This is a genomic window from Salinisphaera aquimarina (assembly GCF_042643355.1).
Taxonomy (GTDB): domain Bacteria; phylum Pseudomonadota; class Gammaproteobacteria; order Nevskiales; family Salinisphaeraceae; genus Salinisphaera; species Salinisphaera aquimarina.
In genome coordinates, this window is sequence record NZ_JBHRSS010000001.1 from 224,723 (window position 1) to 244,969 (window position 20,247).

The 20,247-nt window shown below is 64.1% G+C and carries 17 protein-coding genes; 13 read left to right on the forward strand and 4 right to left on the reverse strand.

The genetic code is table 11. The features are described from left to right. Nucleotides 1-323 precede the first annotated feature (323 nt). The gene (locus ACFOSU_RS01040; RefSeq protein ID WP_380685570.1) at nt 324-1,232 is read right to left on the reverse strand and encodes an outer membrane protein assembly factor BamD; all 909 of its coding nucleotides are present in this window, start codon (nt 1,230-1,232) and stop codon (nt 324-326) included. Between the two features lie 66 nt (nt 1,233-1,298). Between ACFOSU_RS01040 and rluD the strand changes: the two genes are divergently transcribed. The 3 genes from rluD (at nt 1,299) to ACFOSU_RS01055 (ending at nt 4,533) form a co-directional block, all read left to right on the forward strand. Continuing rightward, nucleotides 1,299-2,276, forward strand: coding sequence for a 23S rRNA pseudouridine(1911/1915/1917) synthase RluD (gene rluD, locus ACFOSU_RS01045; protein WP_380685572.1), 978 nt, complete (start codon nt 1,299-1,301; stop codon nt 2,274-2,276). Then, complete coding sequence (gene pgeF, locus ACFOSU_RS01050; protein ID WP_380685575.1) at nt 2,273-3,016, forward strand: peptidoglycan editing factor PgeF; 744 nt, start codon at nt 2,273-2,275, stop codon at nt 3,014-3,016. Before rluD ends, pgeF begins: the two co-directional genes overlap by 4 nt. A gap of 137 nt (nt 3,017-3,153) precedes the next feature. Next, on the forward strand, nt 3,154-4,533 hold the full coding sequence (locus tag ACFOSU_RS01055; RefSeq protein ID WP_380685577.1) for a PKD domain-containing protein: 1,380 nt from the start codon (nt 3,154-3,156) through the stop codon (nt 4,531-4,533). Between the two features lie 51 nt (nt 4,534-4,584). On the opposite strand, the gene uvrA is transcribed toward ACFOSU_RS01055, so the two are convergent. Next, the gene (gene uvrA, locus ACFOSU_RS01060; RefSeq protein WP_380685579.1) at nt 4,585-7,530 is read right to left on the reverse strand and encodes an excinuclease ABC subunit UvrA; all 2,946 of its coding nucleotides are present in this window, start codon (nt 7,528-7,530) and stop codon (nt 4,585-4,587) included. 209 nt (nt 7,531-7,739) lie between these two features. On the opposite strand from uvrA, the gene ACFOSU_RS01065 reads away from it, so the two are divergent. The 3 genes from ACFOSU_RS01065 (at nt 7,740) to ACFOSU_RS01075 (ending at nt 10,737) form a co-directional block, all read left to right on the forward strand. Then, nucleotides 7,740-9,104 carry an MFS transporter gene (locus ACFOSU_RS01065; RefSeq protein ID WP_380685581.1) on the forward strand — a complete coding sequence of 455 codons (1,365 nt, stop codon included), beginning with the start codon at nt 7,740-7,742 and terminating at the stop codon, nt 9,102-9,104. Between the two features lie 39 nt (nt 9,105-9,143). Then, nucleotides 9,144-9,689 (forward strand): single-stranded DNA-binding protein, encoded by a 546-nt coding sequence (gene ssb / locus ACFOSU_RS01070; protein ID WP_380685583.1) that lies wholly within the window; start codon nt 9,144-9,146, stop codon nt 9,687-9,689. A gap of 106 nt (nt 9,690-9,795) precedes the next feature. Next, on the forward strand, nt 9,796-10,737 hold the full coding sequence (locus ACFOSU_RS01075; protein WP_380685585.1) for a 2-dehydro-3-deoxygluconokinase: 942 nt from the start codon (nt 9,796-9,798) through the stop codon (nt 10,735-10,737). A gap of 71 nt (nt 10,738-10,808) precedes the next feature. On the opposite strand, the gene ACFOSU_RS01080 is transcribed toward ACFOSU_RS01075, so the two are convergent. Further along, the gene (locus ACFOSU_RS01080; protein ID WP_380685587.1) at nt 10,809-11,576 is read right to left on the reverse strand and encodes an FCD domain-containing protein; all 768 of its coding nucleotides are present in this window, start codon (nt 11,574-11,576) and stop codon (nt 10,809-10,811) included. A 223-nt stretch (nt 11,577-11,799) separates the two neighbouring features. Here ACFOSU_RS01080 and manD point away from each other — a divergent pair, with 223 nt between their 5' ends. The 7 genes from manD (at nt 11,800) to uxuA (ending at nt 19,797) form a co-directional block, all read left to right on the forward strand. Beyond that, the gene (gene manD, locus ACFOSU_RS01085) at nt 11,800-13,011 is read left to right on the forward strand and encodes a D-mannonate dehydratase ManD (protein WP_380685589.1); all 1,212 of its coding nucleotides are present in this window, start codon (nt 11,800-11,802) and stop codon (nt 13,009-13,011) included. 37 nt (nt 13,012-13,048) lie between these two features. Beyond that, nucleotides 13,049-14,080 carry a Zn-dependent oxidoreductase gene (locus ACFOSU_RS01090; protein ID WP_380685591.1) on the forward strand — a complete coding sequence of 344 codons (1,032 nt, stop codon included), beginning with the start codon at nt 13,049-13,051 and terminating at the stop codon, nt 14,078-14,080. A gap of 33 nt (nt 14,081-14,113) precedes the next feature. Next, complete coding sequence (locus tag ACFOSU_RS01095) at nt 14,114-15,112, forward strand: TRAP transporter substrate-binding protein (RefSeq protein WP_380685593.1); 999 nt, start codon at nt 14,114-14,116, stop codon at nt 15,110-15,112. A 66-nt stretch (nt 15,113-15,178) separates the two neighbouring features. Further along, on the forward strand, nt 15,179-15,742 hold the full coding sequence (locus ACFOSU_RS01100; protein WP_380685595.1) for a TRAP transporter small permease: 564 nt from the start codon (nt 15,179-15,181) through the stop codon (nt 15,740-15,742). Nucleotides 15,743-15,746: 4 nt separating this feature from the next. Beyond that, nucleotides 15,747-17,030, forward strand: a complete 1,284-nt coding sequence (locus ACFOSU_RS01105; RefSeq protein WP_380685597.1) for a TRAP transporter large permease — start codon at nt 15,747-15,749, stop codon at nt 17,028-17,030. A 55-nt stretch (nt 17,031-17,085) separates the two neighbouring features. Further along, nucleotides 17,086-18,591 carry a mannitol dehydrogenase family protein gene (locus ACFOSU_RS01110; protein WP_380685599.1) on the forward strand — a complete coding sequence of 502 codons (1,506 nt, stop codon included), beginning with the start codon at nt 17,086-17,088 and terminating at the stop codon, nt 18,589-18,591. Nucleotides 18,592-18,594: 3 nt separating this feature from the next. Beyond that, on the forward strand, nt 18,595-19,797 hold the full coding sequence (gene uxuA, locus ACFOSU_RS01115) for a mannonate dehydratase (RefSeq protein ID WP_380685601.1): 1,203 nt from the start codon (nt 18,595-18,597) through the stop codon (nt 19,795-19,797). Nucleotides 19,798-19,947: 150 nt separating this feature from the next. Here the strand turns inward: uxuA and catC are convergent, their stop codons facing one another. Continuing rightward, nucleotides 19,948-20,238, reverse strand: a complete 291-nt coding sequence (catC, locus tag ACFOSU_RS01120) for a muconolactone Delta-isomerase (RefSeq protein WP_380685603.1) — start codon at nt 20,236-20,238, stop codon at nt 19,948-19,950. Between the last annotated feature and the right edge of the window lie 9 nt (nt 20,239-20,247).

The window sequence follows — 20,247 nt, forward strand, 5'->3', positions numbered from 1 at the left end:
TGGGCATCGTGAACTGCCGGCAAACGGAGATCGCCGACCGAACAAATAGAACCGGTCGCGAAAAATCGGGCGTACACGGATAGGGCGGGTCATCGTGCCGCTCGCAGGCGGTCGGTCCGCTTGGCCATTCCCGAAGCCGGTCGGCCGCATGCCGGACGAAGCAACCTGTCGGTCGTCGTTTTCCGGGTCTACTTTGAGTTCCGGGCGACCTGCATCGGCTGTATGCCAGGTTATGACGACGGCATGCGGCATGCCGTCGTCAGTATGTCCGTGACGTTTTGCGTCGGCGTGCTCCGGATAAAGGACCCAGCGCCATATCGTCTTCAGCCGGCGTTGCTGCCCTCGGCCGAATCCGGGTCGAGCGGTTTGCCGCCCGCCGGTGCGCCACCGACGTCGGGCAGGTCATAACGCGGCTTGTCGCCCGCCCGCTGACGATAGAACTCTTCGCGGTGAAGAATGTAGTTGGGGTAGGAGGCCTGCAGGATGGCACGCGTGTCTTCCGCGAGATCCGGCAGGCTCAGCTTGGCGTAGCTCTCTTCCATGATCTCGAGCGCGCGTGGCACCGAATCCGAACCCTGATAGCGCGACACCACGGTTTCCGCACGGCGACTGGCGGCCACGTAGGCATGGCGGCGCAGGTAATACTCGGCGACATTGACGTCGAACGTCGCCAGCCGGTTGCGGATATCGATCATGTGCAGTTGCGCGTCCTTGCGGTAGACGCTCTGAGGATAGTTCTGCACCAGCAGGCTGAAGTCGGTGAACGATTGTCGCAGGTAGCTGGTGTCGCGCTTGTCCGGGTCGCCGCCGAGAATGCCGGTCTCGTTGCGGTTGTAGTTGGACAGGGCGCGCAGGTAGTAGATGTAGTCGATATGCGGGTTGCGCGGGCGCTGCTTGATGAAGCGGTCGGCGCCGGAAACCGCGGCGTCGAACTCTTCGGCCTTGTAGTGGGCCGTGACCGATTCCATCTCCGATTGCGCCGCATAGGGCGAAAACGGGAATCGTGCCTGAACTTCCGCGTATAATCGGAGCGCTTTCTCGGGTTGCTCGTCGACCATGAATTCGCGCGCCGATTTGTACATGCGTTCGGCGTCGGCCGAATCCAGGTCATTGCCCTGACGGTCCTTGAGCGGCTCGTCGCTGTAGCCGGTTTCGTTGATGCCCTTGTCGCCACCGCAACCGGCGACGCCGAGCAGCATGAATACCAAGAGCGCGAGAACGATTTTCCGCATGCCAGCCCCGAGCGCGTGCTTGCGCGCATCATTTGAAGTAACAGAATCAGACGCGGAGTATACCCAATGGCGGCGAGCCGCAGCGAACCCGATTTCGACGCGCCGATTCCGATCGAATATGTCGGCCAACGCCTGGATCGCGCGCTGGCCGCGCTTCTGCCCGACTACTCGCGTTCGCGCCTGCAGCGCTGGCTGGCGGACGGCAATCTGACCGTCGACGGCGAGACGCCACCGGCCAAGACACCGGTCGTCGGTGGAGAGCAGGTGCGCCTGATCCTGCCGAGCGAGCCCGATCGGGCCGATGTGCAGCCGGAGCGGATCGCACTGAACATCATCTATGAAGACGATGCGATCATCGTGCTCGACAAGCCTGCCGGGCTGGTGATGCATCCCGGTGCCGGCAATCCCGACGGCACCCTGCAGAACGCCCTCGTGGCACACGATGAATCGATGGCCGCACTGCCGCGCGCCGGTATCGTGCATCGCCTGGACAAGGACACGTCCGGCATTCTGGTCGTGGCCCGAACGTTTGCGGCGCACAAGAAGCTGGTCGACGATCTCGCCGCGCGCACGGTCAAGCGCGAGTACGAAGCGGTGGCGATCGGGGTGATGACCGCCGGCGGCCATGTCGATGCCAATATCGATCGCCACCCGGTCGACCGCAAACGCATGGCGGTACGCGAGTTCGGGCGCGAGGCCATTACCCACTACCGGGTGATCAAGCGCTATCGCGCCCATACCCATGTGCGCTGTTCGCTGGAAACCGGGCGTACCCACCAGATCCGCGTGCACCTGTCGCATATCCGTTATCCGCTGCTGGGCGATGCCACCTACGGCCGCCGCTTGTCCCTGCCGCGCGATTCCAGCGATGACTTCACGGATGCCCTGCGCGGCTTCAAGCGACAGGCGCTGCACGCCCGAACCCTGGGCTTGACGCATCCGGTCACCGGCGAGCAGATGAGCTGGCAGGCGCCGCGTCCGGCGGATTTCAAGGCGCTGCTGGCGGCTCTGGCGGCCGACGCGAAACTTCACGACATCACGTGAGTGCATCCATCGGTTTTCTGGAAGCCGACTGGCCGGCGCCGCCCGGCATTCGGGCGGGTACAACGCTGCGCCGCGGCGGCGTGAGTCGACCGCCGTTCGACAGTCTGAATCTCGGCGCGCATACGACGGATGACTCCGACCGGGTCGAGACCAACCGGCGGCGAGTATGCGATGCGCTCGAACTGCCCGCTGACCCGGCGTGGTTGACACAAGTGCATGGCATCACCGTCGCTGATGCCGATCGACCCATCGCGGGCCCGGCGGACGCCAGCGTGGCTCGTCACCCGAACACAGTGTGCGCGGTGCTCACCGCCGACTGTCTGCCCGTCGTGTTCTGCGATCGGGCGGGAACCTGCTGGGGCGCCGCCCACGCGGGCTGGCGGGGGCTGGCCGCGGGAGTTCTGGAAGCCACGATCGCGCAGATGCCGGCGCCGCCGGATGCATTGATGGCCTGGCTGGGCCCGTCCATCGGCGCGCATAACTTCGAAGTAGGCGAGGACGTGAAATCGGCATTCAGCGCTGCGCATGCTGCCGATGCATCCTGGTTTGTCGATGGACGCAGCGTCGGAAAGTATCTGGTGGATATCTATGCGTTGGCGCGCGCGCGGCTGGCACGAGCGGGTGTCACAGCCGTCTACGGCGGTGGGCTGTGCACAATAGACGACGCGACACGATTCTATTCGTACCGACGCGCGCCGCAGACCGGTCGGATGGCTACGCTGACCTGGTCCCTGCGCTGATTCCGCGGTTTGATCTGCAGGGCGTCTGCCGCGCAGCTGGCGCAGCAATGGATGGCGGACGCCGCGTTGTAAGCGGCTGAGAAATATCGTCTACTAACGACTTGTTCGGGGACTGCATTGCCGCTGGGGGCCATATCTTGACGCGTTCGAATCGATTCTTCCGTACGGTTTTTCCCGTGCTGTTGCTGTTCATGCTGGCCGGCTGTGGCGGCGGCAGTGGTGGCAGTGACTCCAATTCCGGCTCGAACGCCGGTGGCGACTCGAATAACGGCGGGTCGAGCCAAATGCTGCGCGCCAACGCGGGTAACGACCGCGACGTGGTAACCGGAACGACGGTCACACTCGATGGCTCCCAGAGCAGTACCACTGGCGACGGCCAGCTCAGCTACGACTGGCGCCTCGTTTCCAAGCCTTCGGGCAGCGATGCTGTGCTGACGCGTGCGCAGGCGGCCACGCCCAGCTTCACGGCGGACGCCGATGGCGCCTACGTGGCACAGCTCGTGCTCGGCTCGGGCGCGCAGGAAAGCCCGGCGGATCAGGTCACGATCACGGCCACGCGAGGCAACACCAGGCCCTCTGCCGACGCCGGTGCCGACCAGAACGTCAAGACCGGCGCGCTGGTTACACTCGACGGCGGCGCCAGCGCCGATGCCGACGGCAATACGCTGACTTATCGCTGGTCGGTCACATCGCGGCCGGCGGCAAGCAAGGCGCCGCTGAGCAATTCGACTACACGCACTCCGTCATTTACCGCCGGCGTGGCGGGACGCTATGTCGTCTCGTTGGTCGTCAGCGACGGCACGGTGTCGAGCCGCGCCGACAGCGTGGTCGTTATCGCGTCTCAGGGGAACAGCGTCCCGGTGGCTGAGGCAGGCGCCAATCAAGAGATCGCTACCGGCGCGACGGTGCAACTCGATGGCAGGGCCAGTAGCGACGCCGATGGCGATACCCTCAGCTACAGCTGGCGTATCGTCTCCCAGCCGCAGGGCAGCGCCGCTGGGCTGGCGAACCCGAATAGCGCGCGGCCATCTCTGACGACCGACGCGCTGGGGGACTATGTCATCGAGTTGGTGGCCAGTGATGGGCAGGCCAGTAGCGTGGCCGACCGGTTGGTGGTCAGTGCCGGGCCGGTGCTTGCGTTGTTTCTTTACGACAATGAGCAGCAGGCAATCATCCGTGCGCCCAATCAGGTCACCACCGCGGCCGATGTGGAGGAAGGGACCGGAGATCGGACGATCGTCAACGTTCCGCTTAGCCGCTTCGTCTTCCGGGCTGTGGGACGCGACTACACGATCCAGGACGTGTCGACGGAGATCATTGCGACGCCCAGCGGACGCACGCTGGACCCGAATTTCCAGAATTTCGACAACGGCGTGATACCGATGGGCACGACGGTTGAGTTCACGACCAACGCTTCATCGGTGACGGGTAGCGGCATATACGATTTCGTTTTCACGTTCACGATAGTCGAAACCGGCGAAAAATACCGGTTCGCCTATCGTCTGACGGTCAACTGATCGCGATACGCTCTCGATCGGCCCCAGGCTAAGTACCTCAGTCCGGCGCGTTCACGCGCCGGACTTGGAGGGGCGTTTGCGGGTTGGGCTTTTCGTCTTGCTCGATTTGTCTTTCTTCGGCGGCAGGCCGGTGGGTTTCTCGTCACCGCTGGTGTTGTGGCCCGTACCCGGCGCGCTCGAACCGAGCATCGCCTTGAGGAAGTGCCCGGTATGCGAGGCCTCGACCGTGGCTATGTCCTCGGGCGTGCCGGTGGCGATGATCTCGCCGCCGCCGTCGCCGCCTTCCGGACCCAGATCGATCAGCCAGTCGGCAGTCTTGATGACGTCCAGGTTGTGCTCGATGACGACCACGGCATTGCCGGCGTCGCGCAGGCGCAGGAGCACGGTCAGAAGCTGCTTGATGTCGTGGAAATGCAGCCCGGTGGTGGGCTCGTCCAGCAGATAGAGTGTGCGCCCGGTGTCGCGTTTGGACAGCTCGCGGGCGAGCTTGATGCGCTGGGCCTCGCCGCCGGACAGCGTGGTCGCGTTCTGGCCGAGCTTGACATAGGACAGGCCCACGTCCATCAGCGTTTCCAGTTTGCGTCTGAGGCTTGGCACGGGGGCAAAGAACTCGAGCGCGGCTTCCACGCGCATGTCGAGTACATCGGCGATGGTCTTGCCCTTGTAGTGCACCTGCAGGGTCTCGCGGTTGTAGCGCGCCCCCTTGCAGGTGTCGCAGGTGACATAGATATCCGGCAGGAAATGCATCTCCACCTTGATCACGCCGTCGCCCTGACAGGCCTCGCAGCGTCCGCCTTTTACGTTGAAGGAGAAACGACCCGGCTGATAGCCGCGCGCGCGGGCTTCCGGGGTATTCGAGAACAGCTCGCGAATGGTGCCGAACAGGCCCGTGTAGGTCGCCGGATTCGAGCGCGGCGTGCGCCCGATCGGTGCCTGGTTGATATCGATGACCTTGTCCAGATGCTCGAGGCCTTCGATCGATGTCACCGGCGCGGCACGCGCCACCGCCCGGTTGACCTGGCGGGCCGCGGCCGGGAACAGGGTTTCGTTGATGAGCGTCGACTTGCCCGAGCCGGATACGCCGGTGATACAGGTCAGCTGGCCCATCGAGATGCTGGCACTGGCGTTCTTGAGATTGTTGCCGCGCGCGCCCTTGATCTTGATCTGGCGTTTCTTGTCGAAGGCGATGCGCTTGTCGGGCAGTGCGATCGACAGTCGGCCGGACAGATACTGGCCGGTGAGAGAATCTTCACTGGCGGCTATGTCCTCGGCGCTGCCCTGAGCGATGACATGGCCACCGTGGTCGCCGGCGCCCACACCCATGTCGACCACATACTCGGCCTCGCGGATGGCATCCTCGTCGTGCTCGACCACGATCACGGTATTGCCGAGATCGCGTAGCCGTTCGAGCGTGTTGAGCAGGCGTCGGTTGTCACGCTGATGCAGTCCGATGGACGGCTCGTCGAGCACATACAGCACGCCCACGAGGCCCGCGCCGATCTGACTGGCCAGGCGAATGCGCTGGGCTTCGCCGCCGGAGAGTGTTTCCGCGCTGCGCGACAGGGTCAGATAGTCCAGGCCGACGTCGAGCAGAAAGCTCAGACGCTGGCGGATTTCCTTGAGGATCGGCGCCGCGATCTGGGCGCGATGCCCGGAAATATCCAGGCCGTCGATGATCTCCTGCGCGCCGGCGATGCTCGCTGCGTTGATGGTCGGCAGCGTCGTGTTGGCCACCTGCACATGCCGGGCGGCGGTGTTCAGACGTGCGCCGCCGCAGGTGGGGCAGGGCTTGTTGGACAGATACTTGGCCAGTTCCTCGCGTACCGCCAGCGAATCGGTCTCGGCGTAGCGGCGCTGCATGTTGTTGAGTACGCCTTCGAAGGCATGCTTGCGGACCCGGGTACGCCCGCGCGCGTTCACGTAGCGGAATTCGATGCGTTCGCCGTCGGAACCATCGAGAACGATATTGCGGGCACGGTCCGGCAAGTCGCGCCAGGGCGTATCCACATCGAAATCGTAGCGATCGGCCAGCGACTGAATCAGGCCGAAGAAATACGGATTGCGCCGGTCCCAGCCGCGCACCGCGCCGCCGGCCAGGCTCAGGCTGTCGTCGGTGATCACCCGGTCCACGTCGAACACCGACTGCGAGCCCAGGCCGTCGCAGCCCGAGCAGGCGCCGTGCGGCGAGTTGAAGGAGAACAGCCGCGGTTCCATGTCGTTGATCGAATAACCGCAGACCGGGCAGGCGAACTGGGCCGAGAAGACTTCCGGCTCGCCTTCGCCGCGCCAGGGCATGATCCAGGCAATGCCTTCGGACAGGCGCAGGGCGGTCTCGAAGGATTCGGCCAGCCGCTGCTGGATGCCGTCGCGGATCTTGAAGCGGTCGACGACCACTTCGATATCGTGTTTTTTCTTGGGATCGAGCGTGGGCACCTCGTCGATTTCCACGATCTCGCCGTCCACGCGTGTGCGCACGAAGCCCTGGCCGCGCATCTGCTCGAACACGTCGCGGTGCTCGCCCTTGCGGCTGCGGATCACCGGCGCCAGCAGCATCCACGCGGATTCGGCTTCCTTTTCGAGCGTCTGGTCGACCATCTGCGAGACGGTCTGCGCGGTCAGCGGCTCGCCGTGGTCGGGGCAGTAGGGCGTGCCGGCGCGTGCATACAGCAGGCGCAGATAATCGTGGATCTCGGTCACCGTGCCCACGGTCGAGCGCGGATTGTGTGAGGTGGATTTCTGCTCGATCGAGATCGCCGGCGACAGCCCTTCGATGGAATCCAGATCCGGCTTTTCCATCATCGACAGGAACTGGCGCGCATAGGCCGACAGCGACTCGACGTAGCGGCGCTGGCCTTCGGCATAGATGGTGTCGAAGGCCAGGCTCGACTTGCCCGAGCCGGACAAGCCGGTGATCACGATCAGCTTGTTGCGCGGCAGATCGAGATCGACGTTCTTGAGATTGTGCGTGCGTGCACCGCGGATGCGGATACTGTCCATGCGAAAGCCGTGGCCATACGAGGGAATAACCGACAAGTATACGTGGCTCGGCAAGCGGGTCACGAAGCGGGCATGGCGGCGAGGCGCGGACTTGGCTGTGCTAGAATCCGCGGCCTGTCGGCAGCGCCGATAACCGGTGCGACGGCGGCCTGATCGCGCGTTCGCGCGCAGCCCGCCACGGCCTTTTGCACACCCCAGGCAGGCGGCTTATGACCAAATTCGAGACTCGCGCAGCGTTTTCTCTCGCAGGCATCTTTTCCCTGCGAATGCTCGGCCTGTTCATGATTTATCCGGTCTTCACCTTCTACGCCAATCGGTTGGATGGCTCCACGCCGGTCACGGTGGGGCTGGCGCTGGGTGCCTACGGTCTCACCCAGGCCATGCTGCAGATTCCCTTCGGTATGTTGTCCGATCGTTTCGGGCGCAAGCCGATGATTACCATCGGCCTTGTCATTTTTGCCTTCGGCAGCGTGGTGGCGGCGATGTCGGGCACGATCTACGGCGTGATACTCGGGCGTGTCCTGCAGGGCGCCGGCGCGGTCGGCTCTGTGATTCTGGCGCTGGGCGCGGATCTGACCCGTGAAGAGGTCCGGACCAAGACGATGGCGGTCATCGGCATGACCATCGGGCTGTCTTTCGCCGTGGCGCTGGTGGTCGGGCCGTTGCTCAATGCGGTGGTCGGGGTGTCCGGCATCTTCTGGCTGACCGCAGTGCTCGCATTGCTGGGTATCGGCGTGCTGTATGGGGTCACGCCGCAGCCGACCGCGCTCAGAAGTCATCGCGATACCGGCGCAGTGCCAGCGCTGTTCGCGCGCGTGCTCGGCGACGGCCAGCTGCTGCGCCTGGATTTCGGCATTTTTTCGCTGCACGCAATTCTCACCGCCAGCTTCATCGCGCTGCCAAACGTGCTGCACGACGTCCTCGGTATCGATCAGGCCCATCAATGGATGGTCTACCTGCCGGTATTGCTGGCCTCGGTGGCGTTGATGGTGCCGATGATCATCATCGCCGAGGCCAAGCGCAAGATGAAGCCGGTTTTCATCGGCGCCATCGTGGTGCTCGGCATGAGCCAGGTCGCACTGCTCATGTGGCACGCCAGCCTGGTGGAACTGGTGATCGTGCTCACGCTGTTCTTCGCCGCCTTCAATACCATGGAGGCGAGCCTGCCGTCACTGATCTCCAAGGTGGCGCCCGCCGAGGCCAAGGGCACGGCGATGGGCGTCTATTCCAGTTCGCAGTTCTTCGGCATCTTCATCGGTGGCACGGTGGGTGGCTGGGCCTACGGCATCGACGGGCCGTCCGGCGTATTCATTTTTTCGGCGATCGCCGCGCTGCTATGGTTTGCGGTGGCGGTGACCATGAAGGCACCGCGTTTCACCCAGAGCCGGATGCTCAAGGTCGATGTGGCCGACAAGGCCGAGGCCGACCGACTGACCGCCGAACTGCTGGGTCAGCCCGGTGTGGTGGAGGCCGTGGTCGTGCCCGAGGACGGCGTGGCGTATCTTAAGATAGACAGCGAGCGCGCAGACGACGTGGATCTCGACAAATTTTCCGGGCGCCCGGTCGAAGCCTGAGGGCGAACCGGACGACTCACATATGGATGGAGTGTGGCAATGGCAAGTAGGGGCGTGAACAAGGCGATTCTGATCGGCAATCTGGGCGCCGATCCGGAAACCCGTTATACGGCCGGCGGCACGGCGGTGACCAACGTCAACGTGGCGACCTCCGACACCTGGCGCGACAAGACCTCCGGCGAGATGCAGGAGCGCACCGAATGGCACCGCGTGGTGTTCTTCGCGCGGTTGGCGGAAGTGGCCGGCGAGTATCTGCGCAAGGGCAGCAAGATCTATGTCGAAGGCCGTATTCAGACGCGTAAATGGCAGAACAAGGACGGCGTCGACCAGTACACCACCGAAATCGTCGGCAACGAGATGCAGATGCTCGACTCCAAGGGCGGCAGCGGCGGTGGCAGCGCGCCCTTTGGCGGCGGTGGTGGCGGTCAGCAGCAGCGCCCGCAGCAGCCGAGCGCAGGCCAGCAGGGCGGCGGTGGCGGTCAGCAGAGTCGTGGCCAGGGCCAGCCGCAATATCAGCAGCCCCAGCGCGAACCGGCCGGCGATCCGGGCTTCGACGACGATCTGGATGACGATATTCCGTTCTAGAACAACAGAATAACCATCCTGCCGAGATAGGGCAGGAAGACGTCGGAGGCCCTCGTTATGAGGGCCTTTCCGTATCGCCCGAAGGTGATTGTTCAAGGAGTTCCCCGTGCCCCAATCCATAGCCCTGATCGGCGAATGCATGATCGAGCTGCATGGCCAGCCGGGCGCCACTCTGCAACAGAACTTTGGCGGTGACACCTTCAATACCGCGGCCTATCTGGCGCGGTTGATTGCTGACCGGGGCTGGCGGGTCGAATATGTATCCGCTCTCGGTCGCGATACCTTCAGCGATGCCATGCTCGCCCGTTGGGCACAGGAACAGGTGCATCATCGGCTCACCGCCCGGCTGGACGCGCATCTGCCGGGGCTGTATATCATCGAAACCGATACGGCCGGCGAGCGCCGCTTTCATTACTGGCGCAGCGAGTCGGCGGCGCGGCTGATGTTCGACGATATCGCGGACGGCTCTTCACGCCTCGAGCAGCTGTGCGCCATGGATGTCATCTACCTCAGCGGTATTTCGCTCGCGATTCTGACCGTCACCGGCCGCGCGCGCCTGTTCGAAACCCTGGCCAAGGCCCGTCAAGGCGGCACCCGGGTAGTATTCGACAACAACTACCGGCCCCGGCTATGGCCGGATCGGGAGACCGCGGAGCGTAGCTATCGGCAATTGCTGAACTACGTGGATACCGCAATCGTGACCGAGGACGACGATAGGGCACTGTATGGACATCAGTCGCTGTCGGTATTGATCGACTGGTATGCCGATAAGGGCGTCTCCGAGCTGGTCATCAAGCGGGGCGCGGGATCCTGTGTGATCGTGTCCTCGGCAGGGCGCGAAGAAGTGGTCGCCGAGCAGGTCGCGCAGGTTGTCGATACCACGGCGGCCGGCGATGCCTTCAGTGCCGGCTATCTGGCCTGCCGTCTGCAGGGCGGTAGCCGCCAGACAGCGGCTTCGTGGGGGCACCGGCTGGCCGCGACCGTGATCCAGCATCGCGGTGCGGTGATCGAGCGGGCCTTGATGCCCGAGATGCCGGCACTGGGCTAGCGCGATCCGTCCCTGCGGGCTTCGGACGACGCCGTCCCCGAAGCCGGGCAAAGCGACATCCCGGTTGGTCCTCAGCGCGCCCGCGCCTGCTGGTACAGATAGCCGTCGAAGCGCGGGTCGTCGGTATCCGATAGCGCGAACAGGGTCGTCTTGACGTTTTCCAGATGTATCCACATGGCCTGCTGCGCGGCCTGGCTGTCGCGTTTTCGCAGCTGTCGGAGGATCGCGTCATGATCGGCAAGCCAGTCATTGCGATAGGAGAAATCCAGAATGCGTGCATGCAGGTGTTGCCACATCGGGCTGCGCCGGCGCTGATCCCACAGGCGCGTCGCCATCTCGTAGAGCAGGGTGTTCTGGGTGGCTTCGGCAATCCCCAGGTGGAAAGCCCGATCCGCGGCATCGGCCTCGACATGCTGTGACCGACCGCGCGCGACGTCGGTCAGGCCACGACGCTCGTCATCCAGCAGCTGCTGCAAGCGGCGTATCTCCGGTTTGGTGATCAGTTCGGCGGCGCAGGCGGCGATCGCGCTTTCCACCACCTGGCGAGCGTTGAGCAATTCAAACGGACCGATATCCTCGCTGTCCGGGGCATCGCCAGCGGGGGCGGGATTCGTTAGCGCGGCCGAGTTGGGGTCGCAGACGTAGGTGCCCGAGCCCTTGCGCACATTCACGCGGCCGGCCAACTCCAGCATGATGAAGGCTTCGCGCACCACCGTGCGGCTCACCCCGAAACGTTCGGCGTATTCGCGCTCGGTGGGCAGGCGATCGCCGGTGGTCAGATCGCCCTGAGCGATTTCGGCGCTGATACGTTCGCCGATGCGTTGATATTGGCGGCTCATGCCGGACTCCGAAATTTGGTATGCCAATTAGGCGGATAGGCCAGCGCTGGTTCTGGTTCAGGGCTGGCGCCACGCTCGCTGTCGGTCGCGTCTCCGCCCAGCGCAGCCTATAGCGTAAAGCAATAAGATGTCTTTTTCTGTTTGGTAGACCAAAGTCTATTTGGTATGCCAGTTATTGGCGCGTATCTTACCTGCCGTTCGACGCAGTCCCAGGTATACGCATATGCTCATCACCCGCGCGCGGGTCATCGTCTGTTGCCCAGGCCGCAACCTGGTCACGCTCAAGATCGAAACCGCCGACGGCTGTCACGGTATTGGCGATGCGACCCTGAATGGGCGTGAGCAGGCAGTGGTGGCCTATCTCGAAGCGCATGTGATTCCGGCGTTGGTCGGCCGCGACGCCCAGGCGATAGAGGATATCTGGCAGTTCCTGTACCGCGGTGCCTACTGGCGGCGGGGCCCGGTGACCATGGCTGCGATTGCGGCGGTCGACGTGGCGCTGTGGGACATCAAGGCCAAGACCGCCGGCATGCCGCTCTATCAACTGCTCGGCGGCAGGAGCCGTGACCGGGTGATGGTCTATGGCCATGCTACCGGGCGCGATATCGAGAGTTGCCTGGACGAAGTGGCGCGGCATGTGGAACTCGGCTATCGCGCGGTACGGGTGCAGTGCGGCATTCCCGGCATCGCCACCACCTACGGCGTAGCCAAGCGCGACGGCGAGCGCTATGAGCCGGCCGATGCGGAGCTGCCGGCCGAACATGTCTGGGATACGGCAAAATACCTCAACCATGTGCCGAAACTGTTCGCGGCGGTGCGCGAACGCTTCGGCGACGATTTGCATGTGCTGCACGACGCGCACCATCGTCTGACGCCGATCGAGGCGGCGCGGCTGGGCAAGGCGGTCGAGCCCTATCATCTGTTCTGGCTGGAGGACTGCGTACCGGCCGAGAACCCGTCGGCGTTCGCGCTGATCCGCCAGCACACGACCACGCCGCTAGCCGTCGGCGAAGTGTTCAACTCGATCCACGACTGCCGCGAACTGATCGAATCGCAATCGATCGACTATATCCGCGCTTCGCTGACCCACGCCGGTGGTATCACCCACATGCGCCGGATCGCCGATCTCGCCGCGCTGCATCACGTGCGCACCGGCTGTCACGGGGCTACCGATCTGTCGCCGGTGTGCATGGGCGCGGCCCTGCATTTCGATACCTGGGTGCCGAATTTCGGCATCCAGGAACACATGCCCCATGACGAGGCGACCGAAGCGGTCTTCCCGCACGCCTACCGGTTCGATGACGGCCATTTCATGGCGGGGGAGAACCCGGGGCATGGTGTGGATATCGACGAGGCGCTGGCCGAGCAATACCCCTATCGGCCGGCGAGTCTGCCGGTCAACCGGCTGGAGGACGGCACGCTATGGCACTGGTAGCGGTGAACACGATGCTATCCACGAGCAGGAGCGCGGCATGAAAGGCTTCCAGGTTAGCGCGCCACATGCCTACGCGGTGGTCGACACCGCCGAGGCCATCCCGGATGTGGACGAGGTGCGGGTCACGGTTGCCCATGCCGGCATCTGTGGTTCGGACATGCATATCATCCACGGCGACAATGCTTTCGTGCGCTACCCGCGGATAACCGGGCACGAATTTGCCGGCACCGTGACGGCGGTAGGCGCGAACGTCGACAGCGCACGGGTCGGCCAGCGCGTATGTGTAGATCCCGTGATCAGTTGTGGTAGCTGTTATCCCTGCCGTATCGGGCGGCCGAATGTCTGTACCCATCTCGAAGTGATCGGCGTCCACCGCGACGGCGGTTTTCAGACCCAGGTGGCAGTGCCGGCAGCCAATGCCCATGTGCTGCCCGAGTCGTTGTCGCCGGAAGCCGGTGCCCTGGTCGAGCCTTATTCGATCGCCGCCAACGTGCTGGCGCGCATGGCGCCGCAGCCCGGCGATCGTCTGCTGATCTTCGGCGCCGGCGTAATCGGGTTGACCGTGTTGCAGATGGCCCGCGCCCTGGGTATCGAGGAGGTCGCGGTGACCGACATCATCGATGCCCGCCTGGAGGCGGCACGCGCGCTCGGCGCGGCCCGGGTCGTCAACGGCGGGCAACAGGATATCGAGGCATTCGCCTCGCAATGGACCGACGGTGAAGGCGTGCCGCTGGTGGCTGATGCGGCCTGCGTGCCGGCGCTGCTGGCGTCGATGGTGCGGCTGGCTTCGCCGGCCGCGCGTATCGGCCTGCTCGGTTTTTCTGCGACCGCCAGCGATCTGGTCCAACTCGAGGTTATTCGCAAGGAACTGACCCTGGTGGGCTCGCGACTGAACAACCGGCGTTTCCCGCAGGTGCTGGAGTTGATTGCGTCGGGTCGGCTGGATCCCGCCGCACTGGTGAGCCATCGCCTGCCCCTTACCGACATGGTCGAGGCCATCGATCTGATCGAGCGCACCCCGGAGCAGACTCGCAAGGTGCTGATCGATGTCGCCTCGTCAGTGAGCTGAGTAATACACAAAACCAAGATCGGGAGATCAGACATGTTCAGAACAATCACCATATCGAGAAATTTCGTCGCCGCGGCGCTGGTGGCGGCCAGTCTCATGGGCGCCGGTGCAGCGCAGGCGGCCGACTACACGCTGAAATTCGGTCACCTTGCGAACACCGACAACATCTGGAACAAGGCCGCGCTCAAGTTCAAGACGCTGGTAGAGAAGAATTCGGACGGCCGCATCGCGGTCAAGGTCTATCCGAACGAGCAACTGGGCAGCGAGATGGAGGTGATCAATTCCATCCAGCTGGGCACCGCAGACATGACCATCACCGGCGAGAGCCTGGAGAACTGGGCACCGCTGGCCGCACTGATGGCCGTGCCGTATCTGTTCGATTCCAGCGAGCAGATGAAACAGACCATCGAGGGCCCGATCGGCGAGAAGATCAAGCAGCAGGTCATCGAAAAGACCGGATTGCTGCCGATCGCCTGGTTCGAGCGCGGCCCGCGCGAGCTGACCTCCAATCGGCCGATCCGCAAGCCCGAGGATCTCAACGGGCTGCGCCTGCGCGTGCCCAACGTGCCGCTGTTCGTGAAGAGCTGGCAGGCGCTGGGCGCGAAACCGACACCGATGGCCTTCAGCGAAGTGTTCACCTCGTTGCAGCAGGGCACTGTCGACGCCCAGGAGAATCCGCTGTCGCTGATCCAGAGCGCCAGTTTCAACGAAGTGCAGAAGTATGTGGATGTCACCGATCACGTGCGCAGCTGGATCTATGTGGTGATCGGCAAGCAGAAGTTCGACAGCATGCCCCAGGATCTGCAGAAGGTGGTGATGGACGCCGCTCAGCAGATGCAGACCTACGAGCAAAAGCTGTTTGTCCAGGACCAGAAGCGGCTGGAAAAAGAACTCAAGGACAAGGGCATGGAGTTCGTCAAGGTCGACAAGCAGGCGTTTGCCGAGAAGGCGCGGGCCGCGGTAAGCAGCGCGCTGACCGGCGAGCAGAAAACACTCTACAACCAGATTCTGCAGCAGCAGGACGGCAAGTAGGGCCCAGGCTCAAGGAGACGTCGGCCGCTGGCGCGCGGCCGGCGCCACCCCGACGGAACAGCACCTATGGCTACACCCGAGCAGGAAGTACTGGAAACCCTCGATCCCGCACCGCAGGTGCCGCCGCTGGGTGGCCTGCCGGGGCGGCTGATTGCCGTGCTGGATACGATCTTTTCCACGCTGGCCGTGCTCAGCCTGCTGGGCATCGCGGTCGTCGTGCTGCTGCAGATCATCTGCCGCCTGCTGCTGCCTTTCTCCCCGCCGTGGACCGAGGAGCTGTCGCGTTATCTGTTCATCTACATGGTGTCGCTGTCGTCCGGCGTGATTCTTCGGCGACGGCGTCATATCAGCCTGGAGCTGTTCCAGCACCGGTTGGCGCTGCGCGGACAGGCGCTCCATCAGATGCTGGTCTGTATCGCACTGGGGGGCTTTTCACTGATCGTCATCGAGCCGGCCTGGCGCTTTGCCAGCATCGGTACCTTTCAGACCTCGCCGGCGCTCGGCATGCCAATGATCTACGTGTTCTCGTCGATGGCTGTGCTGCTGGGGCTGGTGGCCTTCTACAGCCTGCTTGGCTTTATCGAAGCTGCGCTGGCGTTATGGCGCCCGCCGACACCGGGAGCATGGTGAACTGATGGATATCTTCGCGCTTTTCGGGGTCTTTGCGGTTCTGCTGGTCATCGGCATCCCGATTGCCTTTTCGCTCGGGCTGGCCTCGCTGACCTATCTGCTGCTGGCGGGTATCCCGCTGACCATCGTGCCGCAGAAACTCTACGGCGGTATCGATTCCTTCGTGCTGTTGTGTATTCCCGGCTTCGTGCTCGCCGGCAACCTGATGAATGCCGGCAACATCACCGAGCAGATCGTGCGTTTCTCGAATGCACTGCTCGGTCATATCCGAGGCGGGCTGGGCTTTGCCAACGTCGGCGGTTCGATGATCTTTGGTGGTATATCGGGTACGGCGGTCGCCGATGCCGCCAGTATCGGTTCGGTGATGATCCCCGGCATGGAAAAGGCCGGTTACGACAAGCCGTTTGCGGCCGCGGTCACCGCCGCCTCGTCGACCGTCGCCCCGATCATTCCGCCCAGCGTGCCGATGATCATCGTCGGATCGCTGTCGAGCATTTCCGTGGGCCGGATGTTTCTGGCCGGTGCGGTGCCGGGCATCCTGCTGGGCCTGGCCATGATGATCACGGTCTATATCCTCGCCGTGCGCCGCGGCTATCCGAAGGAAGAGCGGGCCTCGATCAAGACCGTTCTTCGCACCGGGCGCAGCGCGTTCTGGGCGCTGATGATGATGTTCATCATCCTCTACGGCATCATCGGCGGCCTGTTCACGCCCACCGAAGCGGCGATCGTCGCGAGCGTCTATGCGCTGGTGGTCGGCATGTTCGTCTACAAGGGCCTGACCCTGCGCAAGCTGCCCGCCCTGCTGGTCGATACCGTACTGACCTCGGGTTCGCTGCTGTTGCTGGTGGGCCTGGCCAATCTGTTCGGCTGGATTCTCACCAGCGAACAGATTCCGCAGATGATCGCCGGCGGCATCCTCAATATCAGCGATACGCCCTGGGTGGTGATCCTGATCCTCAATCTGATCCTGCTGGTGGTCGGCACCTTCATGGAGACCATCGCGGCGCTGATCATCCTGTTCCCGGCGCTGCTGGCGGTGGCGACCGGTGTCGGCATGGATCCGGTGCATTTCGGCATCATGGCGGTGCTCAATCTGATGATCGGTCTGAGTACGCCGCCGGTCGGAGTCTGTTTGTTCGTGGTGGCCGGCATCGGCAACCTGCAGGTCAGCCAGGTGGCGCGCGCGATCGTGCCGTTTCTGATCTGCAATATCCTGGTGCTGGGGCTGGTGTCCTATGTACCGGCTATTTCGCTATGGCTGCCCAACTGGCTGATGGGGGCTGCGTGATCGACGCTGAGGGCGCGGCTTCGGCGGCAATGCGGCCGCAACTGACCCCTGCGCCATGACCCGCGTCGAACGCATCGACGCGAGGCGCACGCCCGCGACCAGCGGTATCGTCCATCTGGGGCTGGGCGCCTTTCATCGCGCCCACCAGGCAGTCTATGTGCAGCAGTGCATCGATGCCGGCGCAGTGGATTGGGGTATCACCAGCGTCAATCTTCGCGGCAATCATGCGCTGGTCGAGCAGCTACGCCGCCAGGGGCATCGTTATCACGTCGCCGAATATCGCGATCGCGGGCAGGCGGCGCTGCGCGAGATCAGCGCCATCCGCGAAACCCTGTTCACCGGTCGTGGCGCCGGCACGGGCGATATCACCGACGATCTGGAGGTATTGCTGGCCCGGCTGGCCGCGCCCGAGACACGGATTGTCACCCTGACCGTGACCGAGAAGGGCTATTGCCTGAACCCGGCCGCGGGCACGCTGAATGCCGACGACCCGGCTGTTCAGGCCGATCTGGCCAGCCCGCAGGCCCCGCGCAGCGTCCCGGGGCTGCTGGTCGAGGCCCTGTGGCGACGACGCGTGGCCGGCATCGCGCCGTTCGCCGTGCTGTCTTGCGACAACATGCCCGACAACGGCCGTCGGACCCGCGCGGCGGTGATCGAGTTGGCGCGCGAACTGCAAGCACGAGGCGCCGAACCGATGGCCGGCTGGATCGCCGACGCGGTCGCCTTCCCTTCGAGCATGGTCGATCGCATCGTGCCGGCAATGGATGCGAAAGCCCGTGAAAAGCTGGCGGCGCTGAACCGTGACGACCCGGCTGCCGTGATCTGCGAGGCGTTCTCGCAGTGGGTGGTCGAGGATGATTTCCCGCTCGGCCGGCCGGACTGGGCACCCCACGGCGTGACGATGGTGGCGGATGTCACCCCGTTCGAGACCATGAAGCTGCGCATGCTCAACGGCAGCCATTCGCTGCTGGCCTATGTTGGTGTGCTTGCAGGTTTTACTACCGTCGCCGAGGCGATCCGTGAACCGGCCATGGCGACTCTGATCGGCCATTACATGCGCCGAGAGGCCGCGCCCACGCTGGCCACGCCCGAAGGCGTTGATCTGGCGCAATACGAAGCCCGGCTGCTTGCGCGCTTTGGCAACGACAGCCTGGATCACCGTCTGCAGCAGATTGCCATGGACGGCTCGCAGAAACTGCCGCAGCGCTGGCTGAGCGTTGCTGGCTGCCAGCTGTTCGAGACCCCGGCGGATACGCCGGCGGTCGATGTCGTCGCCTTCGGTGTCGCGGCCTGGATCCGCTATACCGCGGGTCGGGATTGCCATGGCAACCGGTTCACCGTCGACGACCCCTCGGCCGCCCGTCTGGCCGATTTGCATACCCGACATCCACAAGCGCAAGCGCGGGTCGACGCCGTGCTTGCACTCGACGATATCTTTTCCCCGGCACTGGCGGCCCACGCGGGCTTTCGTGATCGCGTGGTCGCAGCGCTCACAGCGATCGAAGACCACGGCATGACCGCTGCGCTCAACCGCTTTGCCGCAACCTTAGACAGGACCTGATCCATGGAACACACCTGGCGCTGGTTCGGACCTGATGATCCGATCACGCTCGAAGATATCCGTCAAACCGGTGCGACCGGTGTCGTGACCGCGCTCCACGATTTCCCTGCCGGCCAGGCCTGGCCGCTCGAGGCGATCCGCCAGCGTCGCGCCATGATCGAAGCCGCCGGGCTGCGCTGGGCGGTGGTGGAGAGCATTCCGGTCCATGAGGCGATCAAGCAGGGTCGAGACGAGGGCGCCGCGCGATCACGCTGTCTCGCGGCCTGGTGCGAGACGCTGGAAAACCTGGCCGCCTGCGGTATTCGCACGGTCTGCTACAACTTCATGCCGGTTCTCGACTGGACCCGCACCGAGTTGGCCGCGCCGGTCGCCTCGGGCGGCCGCGCGCTGCGTTTCGACCATACTGCCTTTGCGGCCTTCGAGCTTTTCGTGCTGCAACGTCCGGGCGCCGCAGCCGATTACAGTGCCGAAGACATCGCGGCCGCGCGCGCCCATGCGCAGAGACTGGACGAGGCCGGTCGTCAGCGGCTGGTGGACACCGTGATCGCCGGCTTGCCCGGCACCATGGAGCATTACACCCCGGAAGGATTTCTCGAGGCCCTGTCGGCCTACCGCAGCATCGACGAGACCCGCTTGCGGGAGCACCTGATTCATTTTCTGCAGACCGTGGTGCCGGTCGCCGAGCGTCTGGGCATGCGCTTGGCGATCCATCCCGACGATCCGCCACGTGCGCTGCTCGGGTTGCCCCGAATCGTGTCCACGCTCGCGGATATGCAGGCTGCGATCCAGGCCGTGCCCAGCCCTGCCAACGGCGTTGCGTTCTGTACCGGTTCGCTGGGCGTGCGCGCGGACAACGAACTGGTGACGATGGCGCGCACGCTTGCCCCGCATATCCACTTCGCCCATCTGCGCGCCACCCGACGGGATCAGGAAGACCCGCGCAGTTTCGAGGAGGCGCCGCATCTGGAGGGCGATGTCGACATGGTCGGTGTGATCGGCGAGCTGTTGCACGAAGAAAGACGGCGTCGCTCGGCGAACGCTGGCGAGCTGATTCCGATGCGTCCGGATCATGGTCACCAGCTGCTCGATGACCTCAAGCGCGACAGCCAGCCCGGCTACCCGTTGATCGGACGGCTGCGCGGGTTGGCCGAGTTGCGCGGTGTCGAGTGTGCACTGGCTCAGGTGGTGCAGAACTGCCCCGGCTAGTGCCTCGCGGCACAAAAAATATCGGGCCGGCTATCCTGCACGGGGCTTCAATATGCGGCGCGTCGCACACGATGGGCAGGCTGCCGTGCCGACTCTGTGTTGCCCGCGGGGCAGCGGATATGCCGCCCCGCAGAGCAGTGCGGGGCAGGCTCAGCGGTCGTCGTCGTGAATCGATGACGGATGCCGGCACAGCGGCTTCACCGTGATATCCATGTACGGGAACAGCGGCAGGGCGCTGACGATGTCCTGCAACGCGGCGTTGTCTTGCACGTCGAAAATGCTCACATTGGAATAGCTGCCGGCCACGCGCCACAGGTGGCGCCATATGCCGTCGCGCTGCAGCTGCTGCGAATAGGCTTTTTCACGGGCCTTGATCTCGGCCGCCTGTTCGCTGTGCAGATCGTGCGGCAGTTTCACCGTCATTTCGACTTGAAAGAGCATGGAATATAT